Raw genomic sequence first — 16,852 nt, 5'->3', positions numbered from 1 at the left:
AGTAGCGAGGTATTCAGGTTCCCGGCAGTCATTGTATAAAAGATCACAAATCAAACAGACAGCCTTTGCAGGCTGTCTGTTTGTTTGTATAACTGTGCGGTTTAATTCAATAGAACCCGGCGTTACTAACGCCACATGGTTAAAAGTGTACATGTTTCATTAGCAATAGCTTTTAGCGCTACCACTTGCCCTGAACATGTGCAAACGCTTCACCTTATACTCATAGTTATCGTTTGAGAATCAACATTAGACGCTGAAGACTCTTATTCTTCTATTAGAAAATGGATCTGTCCACCATCAGGTACACCATGATGAGCAAGAACACGGCAAGCAACGTGCTAAACGTACGAATTTTGCCTTGGTATGGTGTTACATCCTTATTACTTTTCACGCCTTCTGCGGCAAGACGTAACGGTTTACCCATAATTCCGCCAATGGCTGCAATTGCGAGAAGAAGTACCACTACTACAGCCATCCAGATGTGGGAATAATCTCCCTTGGTCATCAGATAACCACCTGTAAGAAGCTGAATAACAAGCGCATACTGTGCAACTTTGTTTAAGGAACGAAGTGACGCGAATGCTCCCTCCTGTGCTGGCAAGCTCAATGTGCGAATTTTACCTACCACGAATGGCAAAATCAGATAAAATCCCATGGCCAGTGCTCCGACGATATGGAGCAAATACATAATCATTGTCAAAATTTTCATCCTCCTCAACATATTCGCTGTGCTGTATATCACATTTTATTATACTGGGGAACTTATCCAAAGAAAAGAAAACCTCCGTATTTACGGAGGTTTTCTCACTTTTCATGTTCAAAAAGTCTTCAAAACTTAAATATTAACGATTGAAATGACGTTACGCACCGAATCTGCAGACGTATCAAGCGCTGCTTTTTCTTCGGCTGTCAACTCCAGTTCGAAAATCTTCTCAATTCCGTTGCCTCCCAGAACGGTTGGCACACCGAGGAAGAGATCCTGATATCCATACTCACCTTCAAGATAAGCAATAACCGGAATAATGCGTTTTTTGTCCTTCAAAATGGCCTCCGTCATCTGGACCAGTGAAGCTGCCGGAGCATAGTATGCACTGCCATTACCCAGCAGGTTAACAATCTCACCGCCGCCTACACGGGTACGTTGCACAATCGCATCAATGCGATCTGCTGGAATCAGGGTATCGATTGGAATACCGCCTACACTCGAATAACGAACGAGCGGTACCATATCGTCACCATGACCACCAAGCACAAAGCCACGTACATCCTCTACGGATACATTTAACTCCTGCGCAATGAACGTACAGTATCGGGCAGTGTCGAGAACACCCGACTGTCCGATCACGCGGTTTTTCGGAAAACCGAGTGTCTGATACGCTGCATACGTCATTGCATCTACCGGGTTGCTCAGAATAATGACAATGGACTCAGGGCAATATGTTTTCACATTTTCACACACGGACTTCACGATACCTGCATTCGTATTCACCAGATCGTCACGGCTCATGCCCGGTTTGCGGGCAATTCCGGCTGTAATGATCACAATGTCTGAACCAGCTGTATCCTCGTAGTTGGAAGTTCCCACGATATGACTGTCGAACCCTTGCACAGGGCTAGCCTCCAGCAGATCGAGCGCTTTACCCTTGGTCGGATTCTCCAGTTGAGGAATATCAACCAGAACAACATCCCCGAGTTCCTTCTGGGCAAGCATCAGTGCAGTTGTAGCACCGGTAAAACCGGCACCAACGACTGTGATTTTTTTGCGCTGAATAGTCACGATTCACATCTCCCCTTACAGGTTTTTGTTACAGGTTGCTAATGATTTGATCAGCGAATTCGGAACATTTCACTTCTGTTGCGCCGTCCATCAGACGTGCAAAGTCATACGTTACCGTTTTATTGTTGATGGATGTTTCCATGCCTTTGTAGATCAGGTTAGCCGCTTCTTGCCAGCCCAGGTGCTCAAGCAACATTACGCCGGAGAGGATTACGGAACCAGGGTTCACGACATCTTTATCTGCGTATTTAGGTGCAGTACCGTGTGTTGCTTCGAAGATAGCATGTCCAGTTACATAGTTGATGTTCGCACCAGGTGCGATACCAATTCCGCCAACTTGCGCTGCCAGAGCATCGGACAGATAGTCACCGTTCAGGTTCAATGTAGCGATCACGTCGAATTCACCCGGACGAGTCAATACTTGTTGCAAAGCGATATCAGCAATAGCATCTTTAACGATGATTTTGCCAGCATCTTCTGCTGCTTTTTGCGCTGCATTAGCTGCATCTGTACCGTCTTTTTCTTTGATCACATCGTATTGTGCCCAAGTGAATACTTTGTCGCCAAATTCTGCTTCAGCCACTTCGTAACCCCAGTTTTTGAAGGCACCTTCAGTGAATTTCATGATATTACCTTTGTGTACCAAAGTAACGGTTTTGCGGTTATGGTCAACAGCATATTGTACCGCTGCACGAACCAAACGTTTCGAACCTTCCTCAGATACAGGTTTGATACCGATACCGGAAGTTTCTGGGAAACGAATTTTGTTAACACCCATCTCCTGTTGCAAGAACTGGATCATTTTTTTCACTTCTGCAGAACCTTCAGCGTACTCGATACCTGCATAGATGTCCTCTGTGTTTTCACGGAAAATAACCATGTCAACCAGCTCAGGACGTTTAACCGGGGAAGGTACACCATTGAAATAACGTACAGGACGCAGGCAAGTGTACAGGTCAAGCTCTTGACGAAGTGCCACATTCAGGGAACGGATACCACCGCCGATTGGCGTAGTCAGAGGTCCTTTGATGGCTACGATGTACTCACGAATCGCTTCGAGCGTATCGTTCGGCAACCACTCTCCGTATGTATTGAATGCTTTCTCACCAGCAAACACTTCATACCAAGCAATTTTTTTAGTACCGTTATATGCTTTTTCTACTGCTGCATCCAGAACACGTACAGAAGCTTTCCAGATGTCACGGCCTGTACCGTCACCTTCGATGAATGGAATGATTGGATTATTAGGTACTTGAAGCGTACCGTTGTCAATTTGAATTTTTTCGCCTTCAGTTGGGAGTGCAAATTTTTCCAATTTCATAATTACAATTCCTCCTAAGTTTTGGTTTCACAGTATGAAGCATACCACATTTTTGCAGGAAGGAAGGGCTGTCTCTACTCGGCAGTATAGCCTCATATTCACAAGCCCCTCGCCTCATCTATATGATTATACTGTTTTTGCTAAAGTTTAGCGAAGATCGATGGAAACGTATTTCTGATCTGTTGGGCCCGTGTACTCGGCACGCGGACGGATAATACGGTTATCTGCAAGTTGCTCCAGAATATGCGCTGTCCAACCGGACACGCGGCTGATCGCAAAGATCGGTGTGAACAATTCCTGATCAATCTTCAGTTGAGTGTATACGGAAGCGGAATAGAAATCGACATTTGGCTTCAAACCTTTTTGGCCTGTCACGATTTCTTCAATCTTCACGGACATCTCATACAAACGGGTATCGTTGTTCATCTCACCCAGTTCTTTGGACATCTTCTGCAAATGCTTTGCACGTGGGTCACCATTTTTGTATACGCGGTGTCCAAAGCCCATGATCTTCTCGCGGTTATTCAGTTTTTCCTGAATAGCTGCTTCCAGACGATCCGGTGTACCGATCTCGTCCAGCATTTTCATAACAGCTTCGTTTGCACCACCATGCAAAGGCCCTTTGAGTGCACCGATCGCAGAAGTTACGCCTGAGTAAATATCAGACAGGGTCGCTACCGTAACGCGGGCAGCAAATGTTGAAGCATTCAGCTCGTGATCTGCATGCAGAACAAGTGCCTGATCAAGTGCTTTTACCGCGGTTTCGGACGGCTCTTCTCCCGTCATCATGTATAAAAAGTTCTCAGCGATGGAAGCGCCTTCTTTTGGAGCCACAGGCTCTTGCCCTTTACGAATACGTGAGATTGCCGCTACAATGGTTGGCAATTGCGCTTGCAACTTCACTGCTTTGTTTTCGTTCGCAGCTTCTGTCATCTCGTCGGCTTGCTCATCATAGAGCGCAAGCGCGGAGACTGCAGAGCGTAGAGCTGCCATCGTGCTGATGTGTTTTGGATACAACTTGATTTGGGCGATCAATTCGCTTGGAATCGGCGCGTAATCGCTCAGACTTTTACGAAGTGACTTCAGTTCATCTGCTGTTGGCAACTTGCCAAACCAGAGTAGATAAGCAACTTCTTCAAAACTTGCATGTTCAGCCAAATCATCGATATCGTATCCACGGTATGTAAGCACACCGTCTACAATAGAGCTGATCGAAGAGGTTGTTGCAACGATGCCTTCCAGACCTTTGGTAGCTGTCATATTACATCTCTCCTTTAATAAGCGAAATCAGAAATCATTCTAAGTCATATCAGTGCCAAAGTGCACCTAACCTCTTTTGTAAACCGTTTCATTTTAAAAATGACCTAAGTTGTCAAAATTCGGTTTTCTTATCTGTCAATCGGTATTTACTTATATCATCATACTGGATTTTGTCGTTTATGTGAACATGATGAGAGTTCATTCGCACATCAAACATATTTATCGGAGTGATAAAGCATTTTTGAAAACCTTTACACAAGCAGGGTTGGGATTTAATGTGTACTGAACAATTTATGTCATTAGAGAAATCAAACCAAAATATAGTCACAAAATCTATTGCTATAATTTGTAAACCTCAGGCATACTTTAGGCAGACGATGTGCTAAGCAGGATTCCGGCACACGGTTGCAGACTGTTCTTTTTGGCGTTTCAAAAGCTGACGATTGCTCTATATTAATAAGATAAGCTCTTGACTGAATAAAGGGGAGTTGAACCTTGGATCGAATCATTCTCAAACGTCTGCTTCGCGGTCTGTGGGTTATTGTAGCTACCTTTCTGATCGCCGTAGCCGTATATCTGTTGTTCCCGCTGTTATATCCTTTTGTTATTGCCTGGATTATTGCCTACGCGATGAATCCGCTCGTAAAGTTGCTCCAGAACAGGCTCCGTTTTCCACGCTGGCTCGCGGTTACCTTATCACTTCTATTGTATTTTGGGGCAATCGCTGTAATTTTATCTGCGGCTGTTACTCGTATGGTTAAAGAAGTCATTTCACTAACCACCAGTTTCGATCTGCATGTGGACGAAATCAAAGAAACGTTTGTACGCTGGACGCAGAACGATACGATCCAAAGTTTGATAGCGCAGATTAACGATTTTTACAAAGAAAACCCGAATTATCAAGAAACCATTAACAGTAACATCAGCAAAACAACAGAGACCGTCGGAACAGCGGTAAGTGACCTTGTTACTGGGTTTTTCAACCTGATTTTAAACCTGCTGACCTCGCTACCTAATATGGGTGCAGTTCTCATTGTGGTGTTGCTATCTACCTTCTTCATTAGCAAAGGCTGGACGCGTCATAGCATTACCGTCTCTGGTTGGGTTCCGTCTGCAGTTCGCAAACCGATCTCTGATATCTGGAATGATCTCAAAAAAGCCCTCTTTGGTTATGTACGCGCACAGCTGATCATGATCTCGATTACAGCGCTGTTCGTCATGATTGGGTTGCTTATCCTTCAAGTCAAGTCAGCGTTCACGATCGCTCTGCTGATTGGTCTGGTCGACCTGCTCCCCTATCTTGGTGTCGGTCTGGTCATGGTACCTTGGGCGGCGTATTTGTTCATGAACGGGGATATCTATCTTGGCATCGGTATTAGTGTGATCTATCTTATCTTGCTTATTGCCCGGCAGATCATTGAACCGAAAGTTCTTGCCAGTAGTGTGGGGCTAGACCCACTCGCAACGTTAGTAGGCATGTTTGTTGGCTTGAAGCTATTTGGTGTGCTAGGCCTCATTATCGGTCCGGTGAGTCTTGTGATTCTCGATGCCTTTAACCGTGCCAATGTACTTCGTGACCTCAGGACCTATATCATTAATGGCAGAGTCCGATGAGTCTGATTGAAGAGCATTAATCACAATCCTTTTCCAGTTAAACTAATGCAAAAAAAGTCTCCGTTCCAAGCAGAAGGTGCCTGCAGAACGGAGACTTTTGGTTTAAACGAGATAGATGCTCTCCTATTTCGGACGGCGATAAAATGTAATGCTGCCGTTTCTCATCTTTTTCTCCAACCAGCCCAGGAAGAATAACCGATATACTGGACGTGTTAACGGAAATACTAACGTAAAACCGATGAGATCGGTCACAAAACCAGGGATCAGCAGCAAGAATCCGCCGACAAAAACGAAAAGACCATCGACCATTTTCCGCCCAGGCACCTTGCCGCGTTCCATCTCCTGTTTGGCGTCCATCAATACCTTACGCCCTTCAAACTGCAACATGGCTATACCAATCAAGGACGTGAGAATCATAAGAAGCAATGTTTTTCCGGCCCCGATCCAATCACTCATCAGAATGAAACCAAACAGCTCAATTACCGGAATTAATAAAAGTAAAGCCCACATCCATTTTCGCATTGATATGTTACTCCTTTCCTGAGAACCACACCTTTTCAAGCGCGCTGTATAGCTCTGAAGCGACCTTATCCAGTCTAACCGGCTTCCAGTCTGTATTCACCCACACATGCTGGGTAGATCCCGTCACCAATCGTTCACCTGGGAGTGATTCATCATGTGCCCACACCCGCTCACCGACAGCGAGTGAAGCATCATCTTCCTCAGACATACGTCTTATGTCGTACTCGTAATTCAGGCGCAAGCCGCTAAAAGCAGTGATTCGAGTGAAAATGATGATCTCGTCATCGTACCGCGCCGGTTTATGATACTTCACATCCAGACCGGTTACAGGAAGCAACAGTGCCTGTTCTTCCATTTTACGATATGTATACCCCATTTGGCGAATCATCTCGGTACGGCCGATCTCGAACCAGTTCAGGTAGTTCGCATGATAGACAACCCCCATCTGGTCGCTCTCCTGATAACGTACACGAAGACGAGCTGTATACCAGTTACCATTACTTTCTTTTCGCACGTTCTCAGCCTCCTTGGCTCTACCATTCATACGCTTCAAATCACAGAATCGTGTCATGAAGATGGAAAAAAAGCAACGGGACATAAGGGCCCATTGCTTCTTTCATGTTACTTACCGAATCATACGCTACAATTAAGCGTTGTTTGGAATTTGGCTAACTTTGATCAGGTTAGTAGAACCGGAGCGGCCCAGAGGTACACCTGCTGTAATGACAACCAGGTCTCCTTCTTTAACCAGTCCTGATTTTACGCCACCTTCAATTGCATTTTCGAACAAAGCATCCGTAGAATCAACCAATCTACCTTTAACAGGAGTTACACCCCATGCCAGTGCCAAACGACGGGAAGTTCTGTCTTCTGTCGTTACAGCGATGATTGGAGCTTCTGGACGATATTTAGAGATCATACGTGCGGTATGTCCGGATTCTGTCGAAGTGATGATCGCTTTTGCGTTCAAATCTTGAGCGGACAGAGCAACGGATTGACTGATCGCTTCAGTAACCGTTGTTTGTTGTGCAACACGTTGTTTCAGATACAACTCTTGGTAAGGCAGAGCAGATTCTGCTTTTTCTGCAATACGGGACATTGTCAGCACGGACTCTACCGGATATTTACCGGCAGCTGTCTCACCAGACAACATGATTGCATCTGTACCGTCAAAGATTGCGTTGGCTACGTCACTTGCTTCCGCACGAGTCGGACGCGGGTTACGTTGCATCGAATCCAGCATTTGTGTAGCTGTAATAACCGGTTTACCCGCAACATTACATTTTTCGATCATGCGTTTTTGTACCAGTGGTACTTCTTCAGCAGGGATTTCCACACCTAGGTCTCCACGAGCAACCATCAGGCCGTCAGACACTTCAAGGATTTCGTCCAGGTTGTCTACACCTTGTTGGTTTTCGATTTTGGAGATAATTTGAATGTGACCTGCATTATGTTTCTCAAGCAATTCACGAATTTCAAGCACGTCGCTTGCTTTACGAACGAAAGAAGCTGCGATGAAATCGATACCTTGTTCGATACCAAACACGATATCGTTAGCATCTTTTTCAGTGATACCCGGCAGGGAAATCGCGACGCCTGGAACGTTAACACCTTTTTTGCTTTTGATTGTACCGCCGTTAACGATACGGCATTTGATCTCGGTGCCTTGTACTTCCACCACAGTCAGTCCGATCAGACCGTCGTCGATCAGAATTGTAGATCCAGCTTCAACATCCTTAGGAAGATCTGCATACGTAATGGAAAGACGATCTTTGGTTCCCAGAATTTCTTCTGTCGTCAAAGTGATGTACTCGTCCTGAACCAATTCAATTGGCTCAACTTCAAGTTTACCTGTACGAATTTCCGGTCCTTTGGTGTCCAGCAGGATTGCTACAGTTTTGTTCAGCTCTTCACATGCTTGGCGAATCGCTACGATCCGTCCGCCGTGCTCATCGAAATCACCGTGGGAGAAGTTCAGACGGGCTACGTTCATGCCAGCCATAATCAGTTTCTTGGTATTCTCCAGGGATTCACTGGATGGGCCAATCGTACATACAATTTTCGTTTTGCGCATTTTGGGTTTCCTCCGATTTTAAAGGTCTAACTTTATATCTCTATTTTTCTTTTTCCAACTATTAAATTTACTATACTTTCGATCATTTGTATAGGAAATTCGTCACATCATTCTGCATTTCCCGACAAATTTTTCACAGGTTCTGCTTCTAACGGCTGTTCCGATGCTTCCACTTGGACAGATTCTGCCTCGGAATTTGCTTCAACTTCACCCGCAGGCTCTCTTTCTTTAGTAGGTTCTACCGCAGAGGCTGGTGCTTCAAAAGTCACTGAGCCGATTTTGCGGAATTTTTCATAGCGATCCTGCTTTAATTGCTCCGCACTCCATCCTTTCATCTCATCCAGATGACGAACTAGAGCTTCGGAGATCGCTGTTGCAGCTGTATCATAGTCCTGGTGAGCTCCGCCGCGCGGTTCAGTGATAATCTCTTCGATCACTTCCATCTCGAGCAGGTCTTTCGCCGTAATTTTCATCGCTTCAGCGGCCTGATCTGCTTTGGATGCATCCTTCCATAGAATCGATGCCGCACCATTAGGAGAAATTGCAGAATAGATGGCATGCTCGAGCATGAGCACACGGTTACCTACAGCCATAGCTAGAGCACCGCCGCTTCCACCTTCGCCGATGACAACAACAATAACAGGAACCGAGAGTTTAGCCATCTCCAGCAAATTACGGGCAATCGCTTCCGATTGACCTCTCTCTTCTGCAGTATTACCCGGATACGCTCCTTTAGTATCAACAAACGTAATAATCGGGCGACCAAATTTGTCAGCCTGCTTCATCAAGCGAAGTCCTTTACGGAAACCTTCCGGGTGAGCACTTCCAAAAAAGCGGGCGATGTTGTCCTTCGTATCCTTTCCACGCTGTTGGCCAAGTACCGTTACGGTTTGTCCATTCAGCTTGGCGAGTCCACCAACAACCGCAAGGTCGTCACCAAACATACGGTCACCATGCAGTTCGGTAAAATCAGTAAAAATGAGCTGAATCAGATCCAGTGCTGTTGGACGCTGCTGGTGACGAGCCAAATGCATCTTCTGAGCCGGTGTTATGCTGGTGTAAATCTCTTCTTCAAGTCTATGATAACGTTCTTCGAGACGGGCTATTTCTTCGGTAAAATCAATCCCTTTTTCCTGCCCAAACTGAACGAGTTCTTCAATTTTTTTGCGCATCTCAATCAGAGGCGCTTCATATGGCAAACTACCCGCCATTTAGACCCCTCCCTTTTCACTGTGCATATCGAGAAGCTTGCCAAGGGTTGCCCGAAGTTCTTTCCGGTGAACAACCATGTCCAGTTGACCATGCTGGAGGTTGAATTCTGCGGTCTGGAAATCATCCGGCAGCTTCTGACGGATCGTTTGCTCAATTACTATTCTGCCTGCAAAACCAAATACAGCGCCAGGTTCAGCGATAATAATATCGCCAAGGCTCGCGAAACTAGCCGATACCCCACCGGTTGTCGGATCGGTGATCACCGAAATATAGAGCCCGCCTTGCTCGTCCAAACGAGCTAAAGCCGCACTTGTTTTAGCCATCTGCATCAGACTCAGAATACTCTCCTGCATCCGTGCACCGCCTGAAGTAGAGAAAATAATTAAAGGAAGCTTCTTCTCAATGGCATGTTCAACAGCACGGGTAATTTTCTCTCCGACTACAGAGCCCATACTGCCTGTGAAGAAATCAAAGCTCATTACAGCAACAACAACAGGAAGACCTTCAATGGTCCCTTCTCCTGTTATAACGGCTTCCTTCAAACCCGATTTCAGACGTTGCTGCTCCAGCTTACTGCTGTACCCCGGGAATCCGAGTGGATCAACCGAAACCATATCTGCATCATGCTCAACAAAACCTTCTTCATCCAGTACCATTGCAATACGTTCCATAGCGTTAAGACGCATATGGTAGCCGCAGGCAGGACATACTTTCAGGTTTTTCTCCAGTTCCTTGCTATATTGAATGGTGCCGCATTTGCTGCACTTGTTCATAAGCCCTTCAGGTATTTCACGTTTCGGGCGCTCGACGGCTTCTTGACGTTCACCTGGAATTGCACGCTCGGAAGGTATGGTAGCGTACTTCCGTTTCTTTTGGAATATATCTTTGAACACAACTACACCTCTCCAGCCAATAATTTGATGGCCGCAGGCCACAGTCCGCTGTAACAATCAGCTTGATCTGCATGCTGCGGTGAACCGCTTACGCTTATAACTCATGTTAAGACTTATACCTTACTAGCATTCAGAACAAAATTCCTCCGATACAAGGCAAACCTCAACGGCTACTCTCCGCACAATTGAGGTTACCTGCTATAACCGATTAACAAAAAAAGAAGGAAGGACAGTAGCATTATACTCATGCAAGTCGATTCCTCTTTCCGCTTCCGCGGTCAGTCCCTTATGTACCAGTGGTACTTTTTGTTATCTGCCAAGGCACTTCAATATCGAGAATCAAGAATGAAGAATGGAATTCAACACTTCCTGAACCTCTTCCAATTCCCCAGAAGGGACGCGAATCTCATATTGTTGCTTGGATAAACTGATGGGACGGGTCTGTACCAGAAAACCTTCTTCCGAAAGCTTGGTCTTGATCTTGTCCGCAACCTTTGCTGTCGGCGCAATGTAAATCACCGTCCACATGCCATGTCCGCCCCCTAAGCTAATGTTCAGAGCCCGTATATTGGACTAATGATACCATACCTCCGTTTTTTTCTGCAAGGAAGGGTTGAAGACCTTTCAGGAGAAAATCGGATGATTCGGGACATTGTCCCCTGCTTGGCAAGCCAAATGGTCATAGTCATGTGATATAATTCGCTGACTTTTACTAAGAGGCAAAAACCTTACAGGGCAGCCATAGCCGCCCTTAATGCTATTGGACAGATTGAGATGGTAACCACAGGTTTCTGTTGGTATTAATAGATCTTACAGGTCTGAAAGGTATTTCTTGGCTTTAATATTCTTGTGTGCAATCCGCGCGGAGGCGGCTGCAGCAAGACCTGCAACCAGATCATCCAGGAACACGTGAACGGCCGATTTTTGTTCATTCAAATCATGAATCACACCTATTTTTTCCTTGTCCAGATAGCCAAAACTGGTTAAACCAATCATGCCATACACATGTGTTATCCCTAAAGCCAGAGTCTCGTCCACTCCATAGAGTGACTCATCCGCTTCCATTATCGCTTGCAGCGGTTGGGGTAGAAGCTTTTTTTCAGCCAGTTCGTCAAGCGCAATGCCGGTGTACAGTGTGTACTGTACCTCTCTTTTTTGCAACACGGATTTTACGCTGGTTACACAGTCGTCCATGGTCAATTCCGGGTGGTACCCTTTCTGCAAACGATACACAATCTCTGCGATAGCATCAATGTGTACACCTCGCCGGGCCAGCATAGCTTCCGCGATCTCATATGACATATCTCGACCTCCCGCATCAATCCCCCGAGAACCTCCAAGTTCTTCGGTGTTCTCAAGTGTATGCAGTGAACTTCCAAAATGTTCATAAATTGTGCGAATGTACACGCTCAAGCTGACATTACGCCATACCGATCTTCTGTTGGCTAGCATGTGCAAGTACAGCTGGCGTTTATTGGCTAAAATTTCAAAGAGGGTATTTTCCTCATCATTCATTCATAGAGAGAGCCTTGTAATTCAAGACGGAGATCATGGTAAACGGAACAGACACAATTCCGCATAAAATAGAATTTCCCGGCGTATTTTGCTGTTTTTCACCGGAATAACCGTTCTTGTGATCATTACCACTGGCAATGTGTACATTCGCGCAAGGACTTCTGGTGAACGATAACACTGAGCCGAAGGGATACATCATTGACGGAACTTTTATAAAAAAAGGATGCCCACCGTTCTTGATCTTGCAAACGGTGGACATCCCCCGCTGAAGGTGGTGAAAACCTGCTTCAGCTTTATTTGATTTTGACTGTCCCTTCACCAAGCATTTTCTCCATTTCGGAGAACAGTGCCGGTGAAGGTTTGATCCGGTAGGCGTCGCTCAAGGCGAGCAGCTTCTGCTGCTGCTCGTAGAAAAGTACGGTCGCTACCGGGCCAGGATGCTGCTGGAGCAGCTCTTTGAGGCGCGCCAGCAGCTCGGGCTTCTCGGCCTGCGGGGTGAGCTTCACGAACACCCGTTGCTCGGCCCCACGCGGCGCGCGGCCCTGCTCCGCCGCGCCAGCCGCAGGCGTCGCACTGCCCGCGCGTGCGCTGGCTGCGGCGCCTGTGCCTGCCTCGCTGCGCGCCGAGGCAGGGTTGCGGCTTCCGCTTGCACGCGCAGGGAAGCGTCACCGCCTGCCGCTGCGCGGCGCGGCGCGGCTCCCGCGCCCGCCGGTCGGCGCGGCGAAGCCGCCTGCGCCGGGCGCGAAGCGCTGCCGCTGCCGGGCTTGCCGCGGCGGTCGCGGCTGCGCAGCTGCTGTTCCAGTGCCGCCGGTGTCAGCGGCGACACCTCCTCGGCCAGCAGCTTAAAGCCCTCGTCCTGCTGCTGCACCTTGGCACGCACGACGAGCAGTTCACCTTTCCCGACATGTTGCTGGCTTCGCCGCCATACCTCGGGAAAGAGAACCACTTCGCAGCGTTCGACTTGGTCTTCCAGCTCCATGAACGCCATGGCCTTGCCCTGTTTCGTCGTAATCGACTTCACGGACACCACCATACCTGCGGCGACGGCCATCGTATCGTCAGCCGCTTCCGTCAATTCCATGATCCGGTCAGCCCCGCTCGATGCGAGCACATCTTCGTAGTCATCCAGTGGATGACCGGACAGATACAGACCAAGCAATTCACGTTCCAGTTCCAGCTGCTGACTTGCCGAGAACGGCGGAATTTCCGGATATTCAATCTCCCAGTTTGGTGTCTCCACAAAGTCAAACAGCTGAATCTGCAGATCCTCACGCTCTTTACGCCATTTCAGAGCCGCTTCAACAGTCTCGTCTAACATTGCCAGCAGTTGCGCACGATGTCCTGGCAGGCTGTCAAATGCTCCGGCCTGAATCAGTGATTCAATGACACGTTTGTTGCACACTCTCAGATCAACACGGCGACAAAAATCGAGCAAACTGTCGAACGGTTTTTCCTGTCTGACTGCCATAATGCTTTCCATCGCTTGTGTACCTACATTTTTCACTGCAGCCAGCCCGAAACGAATGGCTCCTGAGGACCATATCGTTACTACTCCACTATCCTTATTGCTTAATTCTGATGCCTTCTCCTGAATCCGTCCATGCGCATGATCGGGATTCTGGTTGTGCGTCACATCCTCAGACTGAGCATGCTCGGCACCCTGCATCCTATCATGATCCCGCATTTCCTGCTGATCATGAACCTGTTCCGATCCAAGCACAGTGTCCGATACAGATATTCTCACCAGACCCGGGTCTAACTTACGGCCCGACTCTTTCGAATCTGACTTAGCAGATACAGCCTGCCAACCTTCGTTGTATCCACTTCTCTCCATTTCCGTTAAGTGTTCGTTATCGTCCGGCATAGGCCCAGGATCATCCGGTAACGGCACCTCTCCGTAATCCCCATGTTCCTCATAGTTATCATAAGAAGCATCTTCGCGGGCTTCGGGAGCTTCACGTCTTGGTGGTTGTCCACCTGTTTCCCTTGATTCATCCATCTCCTTCACAGCAGACGAAGCAAACACAGGTGTGAACAAAATGCCACTTTCATTTACATCTGGCGGGAGCACATTAATCTGCATGTGACGGCATTCCACTACATACTCTGCAACCTTACGATGGCTCCCCATAACAGCGGTTAGCATAGAAGCCATGAAATGCACGGGATAGTGCGCCTTCAAGTAAGCCGTTTGGAATGCAAGCACACCATACGCTGCTGCGTGAGCACGTGGAAAACCGTAGTTGGCAAATTTGACAATCATATCGTAAACGAGGTCTGCTTCTGCTTCGCTATATCCCTGTTTCAGACTGCCCTGAACAAAGTGGCCTCGTTCCAGATCGAGCACTTCCCGTTTTTTCTTGGAAACAGCTCGGCGAAGCAAATCCGCTTCTCCCAAGGAAAAGCCCGCCATACGGGATGCAATCTGCATGATCTGCTCCTGATAGACAATGATGCCGTACGTATCTTTCAGAATCGACTCCAGATCATCATGTGGATATTCCACTTCAATCTGACCATGCTTACCCTGAATGTATTTGGAGATAAACTCCATCGGACCTGGACGGTACAACGCCAATACGGAGATAATATCTTCGAACACACTCGGCTTCATTTCCTTCAAAACACGACGTACTCCGGCAGATTCCAGCTGAAATATACCCATCGTATCGCCGCGTCCCAGCATCTCATACGTAAGTGGGTCGTCGTCAGCAATCCGTGTAAAATCAGGAACTTCCGCACGCTCCCCAATCCAGCGCAGACAACGTTCTATAATGGAGAGGGTTCGTAAGCCGAGAAAATCCATCTTAAGCAGCCCTATCGATTCCAGATTTTCCATGGAATACTGTGTCAGGGCTGTTCCTTCGCTTCCTTCCTGCAATGGAACGGCATCCGTCAGCGGATCTCGTGAGATGACGACACCCGCAGCATGCGTGGAAGCATGACGAGGCATTCCTTCCACCTTCATTGCCATATCGAGCAGCTCACGTGTCTTGGGTTTCGTCTCATACAACGCCTTCAGCTCCGGCGTAGCTTCCATTGCTCGTTCAATGTTAATGCCGAGCTGTGCAGGAATCAGTTTCGCAGCCTTGTCCACTTCGCCATATGGCACGTTCAGCGCCCGCCCAACATCACGGACTGCAGCTCGGGCTGCCATGGTTCCAAACGTAATAATCTGGGCAACATGGGCTTTGCCGTATTTCTGTGCCACATAATCAATGACCTCGTCACGACGTTCATCACTGAAATCGATATCGATATCGGGCATGGATATCCGCTCAGGATTGAGAAAACGCTCGAAGAGCAGGTTATATTTCATCGGATCGACATCCGTAATACGAAGTGTATAAGCCACCAGGCTTCCTGCCGATGAACCCCGACCCGGTCCGGTGACAATTCCCTGCTTGTGCGCATAAGCGATGAAATCCCACACGATCAGGAAATAATCCGAGAATCCCATGCTGTCAATAACCCGCAACTCATAGTCCAGCCGTTGCTCCAGCTCTGTACGAAGCGCCATATCGTTCCACCGATTGGAGTCTGCATACCGGGTATTCAAACCCTCTTCACACAACTGACGAAGATATGCAGACGGACTCAAACCTTCAGGGAGCGGACGGTATTCCGGTAAAATGGATTTGCCAAATTCCAGCTCCAGTTCGCAAGAATCGGCGATGCGGACTGTATTAGCGATGGCCTCCGGCACATGAGGGAACAGACGAGCCATCTGCTTGCCGCTCTTCAAATACAATTGGTTCGTTCCGATCCGCAAACGAGTCTCATCCTCTACCGTTTTACCTGTCCCGATACAGATCAGGACATCTTGCAGTTCTGCATCCTCTTCGGACAGATAATGAGCATCATTCGTTGCCACAAGCTGGATTTCCAATTCAGCAGCGAGTTTGATCAGCTGCGGATTGACTCTTTTTTGCTCAGCCAGTCCGTGATCCTGTAGTTCCAGATAAAAGTCGGAGCCAAAGATGTTTTTGTAACGTAGCGCGGCACGGCGCGCCTCTTCTTCACGCCCATGCAACAAATGCTGAGGAACTTCGCCGCCGAGACAAGCGCTGAGACAAATAATTCCTTCATGATGTGCCGCCAAACTCTCCATGTCGATACGCGGTTTATAGTGGAAACCCTCCAGATGTCCAATGGAACACAGCTTCATCAGGTTCCGATAACCGGTCATATTTTTCGCCAGCAAAATCAAATGATAGATCGGTTGATCCTTCCGGCTTCCCCGTTCTTTGCGAGAACCTGCCGTCATATATGCTTCACAGCCGATAATCGGTTTGATTCCCCGCTGGGCGCAGGCTTTATAAAATGGGATAGCCCCATACATGACGCCATGATCGGTCAGCGCAAGTGTCGTCATCCCCAGATCTGCGGCTTTATCCACGAGATCCGGAATACGCGCAGCGCCGTCCAGCAAACTATATTCACTGTGAACATGCAAATGCACAAAAGAACTCATGTCTTTTTACTTCCTTTCCCCGCTTACAGTGGCAGCTCTCATCATTGATGCTGTGTGCCGCCGTAGTGTACTTTATAATGCGCAAAATCCGAATCGTCGAAATCCGCGTAAATATGCACTTATATGAATGTTACCGTTAAAATTGAATTCTCTATCTAAATAAAAGAGTTTATTATTCTATTTTATCATA

At 47.4% G+C, this 16,852-nt stretch carries 15 protein-coding genes; 1 reads left to right on the top strand and 14 read right to left on the bottom strand.

What is annotated here, in order from left to right; genetic code table 11:
- Positions 1-274 precede the first annotated feature (274 nt).
- The 4 genes from MHI38_RS25700 to citZ form a co-directional block, all read right to left on the bottom strand.
- Positions 275-700, bottom strand: coding sequence for a hypothetical protein (locus MHI38_RS25700; protein ID WP_341181843.1), 426 nt, complete (start codon positions 698-700; stop codon positions 275-277).
- Between the two features lie 135 nt (positions 701-835).
- A complete protein-coding gene (gene mdh, locus MHI38_RS25695; protein WP_090920243.1) occupies positions 836-1,777 on the bottom strand; it encodes a malate dehydrogenase in 942 nt (313 codons plus the stop codon).
- A 28-nt stretch (positions 1,778-1,805) separates the two neighbouring features.
- On the bottom strand, positions 1,806-3,098 hold the full coding sequence (gene icd, locus MHI38_RS25690) for an NADP-dependent isocitrate dehydrogenase (protein ID WP_090920240.1): 1,293 nt from the start codon (positions 3,096-3,098) through the stop codon (positions 1,806-1,808).
- 147 nt (positions 3,099-3,245) lie between these two features.
- Positions 3,246-4,358 (bottom strand): citrate synthase, encoded by a 1,113-nt coding sequence (gene citZ, locus MHI38_RS25685; RefSeq protein WP_123064199.1) that lies wholly within the window; start codon positions 4,356-4,358, stop codon positions 3,246-3,248.
- A 495-nt stretch (positions 4,359-4,853) separates the two neighbouring features.
- Between citZ and ytvI the strand changes: the two genes are divergently transcribed.
- Positions 4,854-5,972 (top strand): sporulation integral membrane protein YtvI, encoded by a 1,119-nt coding sequence (gene ytvI, locus MHI38_RS25680; RefSeq protein WP_090920232.1) that lies wholly within the window; start codon positions 4,854-4,856, stop codon positions 5,970-5,972.
- Between the two features lie 123 nt (positions 5,973-6,095).
- Here the strand turns inward: ytvI and MHI38_RS25675 are convergent, their stop codons facing one another.
- The 10 genes from MHI38_RS25675 to MHI38_RS25630 all read right to left on the bottom strand — a co-directional run bounded on the left by MHI38_RS25675 (position 6,096) and on the right by MHI38_RS25630 (position 16,662).
- The gene (locus tag MHI38_RS25675) at positions 6,096-6,500 is read right to left on the bottom strand and encodes an FxsA family protein (protein WP_090920522.1); all 405 of its coding nucleotides are present in this window, start codon (positions 6,498-6,500) and stop codon (positions 6,096-6,098) included.
- A 1-nt stretch (position 6,501) separates the two neighbouring features.
- Positions 6,502-7,008, bottom strand: coding sequence for an acyl-CoA thioesterase (locus MHI38_RS25670; protein ID WP_373323200.1), 507 nt, complete (start codon positions 7,006-7,008; stop codon positions 6,502-6,504).
- Between the two features lie 132 nt (positions 7,009-7,140).
- The gene (gene pyk, locus MHI38_RS25665) at positions 7,141-8,568 is read right to left on the bottom strand and encodes a pyruvate kinase (RefSeq protein ID WP_090920229.1); all 1,428 of its coding nucleotides are present in this window, start codon (positions 8,566-8,568) and stop codon (positions 7,141-7,143) included.
- Between the two features lie 107 nt (positions 8,569-8,675).
- Entirely contained in the window at positions 8,676-9,779 is a 1,104-nt protein-coding gene (locus MHI38_RS25660) for an acetyl-CoA carboxylase carboxyltransferase subunit alpha (protein WP_253495799.1), read from the bottom strand.
- The gene (gene accD / locus MHI38_RS25655) at positions 9,780-10,673 is read right to left on the bottom strand and encodes an acetyl-CoA carboxylase, carboxyltransferase subunit beta (protein WP_123064194.1); all 894 of its coding nucleotides are present in this window, start codon (positions 10,671-10,673) and stop codon (positions 9,780-9,782) included. It lies immediately after the preceding gene.
- A gap of 339 nt (positions 10,674-11,012) precedes the next feature.
- Entirely contained in the window at positions 11,013-11,201 is a 189-nt protein-coding gene (locus tag MHI38_RS25650; protein ID WP_090920220.1) for a glutamate decarboxylase, read from the bottom strand.
- Positions 11,202-11,483: 282 nt separating this feature from the next.
- Complete coding sequence (locus MHI38_RS25645; RefSeq protein ID WP_090920516.1) at positions 11,484-11,975, bottom strand: phosphatidylglycerophosphatase A family protein; 492 nt, start codon at positions 11,973-11,975, stop codon at positions 11,484-11,486.
- Positions 11,976-12,180: 205 nt separating this feature from the next.
- Positions 12,181-12,507 carry a hypothetical protein gene (locus MHI38_RS25640; RefSeq protein WP_341181842.1) on the bottom strand — a complete coding sequence of 109 codons (327 nt, stop codon included), beginning with the start codon at positions 12,505-12,507 and terminating at the stop codon, positions 12,181-12,183.
- A complete protein-coding gene (locus tag MHI38_RS25635) occupies positions 12,482-12,700 on the bottom strand; it encodes a hypothetical protein (RefSeq protein WP_341181841.1) in 219 nt (72 codons plus the stop codon). Before MHI38_RS25635 ends, MHI38_RS25640 begins: the two co-directional genes overlap by 26 nt.
- Positions 12,691-16,662 (bottom strand): DNA polymerase III subunit alpha, encoded by a 3,972-nt coding sequence (locus tag MHI38_RS25630; protein WP_341181840.1) that lies wholly within the window; start codon positions 16,660-16,662, stop codon positions 12,691-12,693. The genes MHI38_RS25635 and MHI38_RS25630 overlap by 10 nt, the downstream gene beginning before the upstream one ends.
- Between the last annotated feature and the right edge of the window lie 190 nt (positions 16,663-16,852).

This window comes from Paenibacillus sp. FSL K6-1558 (assembly GCF_038002565.1).
In the GTDB taxonomy this organism is placed as follows: Bacteria; Bacillota; Bacilli; order Paenibacillales; family Paenibacillaceae; genus Paenibacillus; species Paenibacillus polysaccharolyticus.
This window is presented reverse-complemented; position numbering and strand designations above follow the sequence as displayed.

What these genes read in the sequence shown, in the direction of transcription:
- icd (WP_090920240.1), bottom strand. Translation starts at nt 3,098, where the DNA reads ATGAAATTGGAAAAATTTGCACTCCCAACTGAAGGCGAAAAAATTCAA.
- citZ (WP_123064199.1), bottom strand. Translation starts at nt 4,358, where the DNA reads ATGACAGCTACCAAAGGTCTGGAAGGCATCGTTGCAACAACCTCTTCG.
- pyk (WP_090920229.1), bottom strand. Translation starts at nt 8,568, where the DNA reads ATGCGCAAAACGAAAATTGTATGTACGATTGGCCCATCCAGTGAATCC.
- MHI38_RS25660 (WP_253495799.1), bottom strand. Translation starts at nt 9,779, where the DNA reads ATGGCGGGTAGTTTGCCATATGAAGCGCCTCTGATTGAGATGCGCAAA.
- MHI38_RS25650 (WP_090920220.1), bottom strand. Translation starts at nt 11,201, where the DNA reads ATGTGGACGGTGATTTACATTGCGCCGACAGCAAAGGTTGCGGACAAG.
- MHI38_RS25645 (WP_090920516.1), bottom strand. Translation starts at nt 11,975, where the DNA reads ATGTCATATGAGATCGCGGAAGCTATGCTGGCCCGGCGAGGTGTACAC.
- MHI38_RS25630 (WP_341181840.1), bottom strand. Translation starts at nt 16,662, where the DNA reads ATGAGTTCTTTTGTGCATTTGCATGTTCACAGTGAATATAGTTTGCTG.